This is a genomic window from Streptomyces sp. NPDC051636 (assembly GCF_044453765.1).
In the GTDB taxonomy this organism is placed as follows: domain Bacteria; phylum Actinomycetota; class Actinomycetes; order Streptomycetales; family Streptomycetaceae; genus Streptomyces.
Genome location: NZ_JBITDA010000075.1, coordinates 3,339 through 5,153, shown reverse-complemented (window position 1 = coordinate 5,153; position 1,815 = coordinate 3,339). Strand labels below are relative to the sequence as shown.

The following is a 1,815-nucleotide window of genomic DNA, read 5'->3' as shown; positions in this document are numbered from 1 at the left end:
AACACAGTGGACGCGAGCAACTGAGGACAAGCCCTCGGCCTATTAGTACCGGTCACCTCCACCAGTTACCTGGCTTCCAGATCCGGCCTATCAACCCAGTCGTCTACTGGGAGCCTTAACCCATCAAGTGGGTGGGAGTCCTCATCTCGAAGCAGGCTTCCCGCTTAGATGCTTTCAGCGGTTATCCCTCCCGAACGTAGCCAACCAGCCATGCCCTTGGCAGGACAACTGGCACACCAGAGGTTCGTCCGTCCCGGTCCTCTCGTACTAGGGACAGCCCTTCTCAAGACTCCTACGCGCACAGCGGATAGGGACCGAACTGTCTCACGACGTTCTAAACCCAGCTCGCGTACCGCTTTAATGGGCGAACAGCCCAACCCTTGGGACCGACTCCAGCCCCAGGATGCGACGAGCCGACATCGAGGTGCCAAACCATCCCGTCGATATGGACTCTTGGGGAAGATCAGCCTGTTATCCCCGGGGTACCTTTTATCCGTTGAGCGACGGCGCTTCCACAAGCCACCGCCGGATCACTAGTCCCGACTTTCGTCCCTGCTCGACCCGTCGGTCTCACAGTCAAGCTCCCTTGTGCACTTACACTCAACACCTGATTGCCAACCAGGCTGAGGGAACCTTTGGGCGCCTCCGTTACCCTTTAGGAGGCAACCGCCCCAGTTAAACTACCCATCAGACACTGTCCCTGATCCGGATCACGGACCCAGGTTAGACATCCAGCACGACCAGACTGGTATTTCAACGACGACTCCACCCACACTGGCGTGTGAACTTCACAGTCTCCCAGCTATCCTACACAAGCCGAACCGAACACCAATATCAAACTGTAGTAAAGGTCCCGGGGTCTTTCCGTCCTGCTGCGCGAAACGAGCATCTTTACTCGTAGTGCAATTTCACCGGGCCTATGGTTGAGACAGTCGAGAAGTCGTTACGCCATTCGTGCAGGTCGGAACTTACCCGACAAGGAATTTCGCTACCTTAGGATGGTTATAGTTACCACCGCCGTTTACTGGCGCTTAAGTTCTCAGCTTCGCCCCACCGAAATGGAGCTAACCGGTCCCCTTAACGTTCCAGCACCGGGCAGGCGTCAGTCCGTATACATCGCCTTACGGCTTCGCACGGACCTGTGTTTTTAGTAAACAGTCGCTTCTCGCTGGTCTCTGCGGCCACCCCCAGCTCACCGTGTAAAACGGATCACCAAGCGTGGCCCCCCTTCTCCCGAAGTTACGGGGGCATTTTGCCGAGTTCCTTAACCATAGTTCACCCGAACGCCTCGGTATTCTCTACCTGACCACCTGAGTCGGTTTAGGGTACGGGCCGCCATGAAACTCGCTAGAGGCTTTTCTCGACAGCATAGGATCATCCACTTCACCACAATCGGCTCGGCATCAGGTCTCACCCTGCATGAGCGGCGGATTTACCTACCACTCGGGCTACACCCTTACCCCGGGACAACCACCGCCCGGGATGGACTACCTTCCTGCGTCACCCCATCACTCACCTACTAACCGCTTGGTCCGGCGGCTCCACCACTTTCCTTTCCCCGAAGGGTCCGGAACGGCTTCACGGCCTTAGCATCACGATGCTCGATGTTTGACGCTTCACAGCGGGTACCGGAATATCAACCGGTTATCCATCGACTACGCCTGTCGGCCTCGCCTTAGGTCCCGACTTACCCTGGGCAGATCAGCTTGACCCAGGAACCCTTAGTCAATCGGCGCAAACGTTTCTCACGTTTGTATCGCTACTCATGCCTGCATTCTCACTCGTCAACCGTCCACAACTACCTTCCGGTGCTGC

1 rRNA gene (cut by a window edge) is annotated in these 1,815 nt (G+C 56.7%); it reads right to left on the bottom strand.

What is annotated here, in order from left to right:
• Window positions 1-22 precede the first annotated feature (22 nt).
• A 23S ribosomal RNA gene (locus ACIBBH_RS42295) occupies window positions 23-1,815 on the bottom strand (it continues 1,429 nt past the right edge of the window).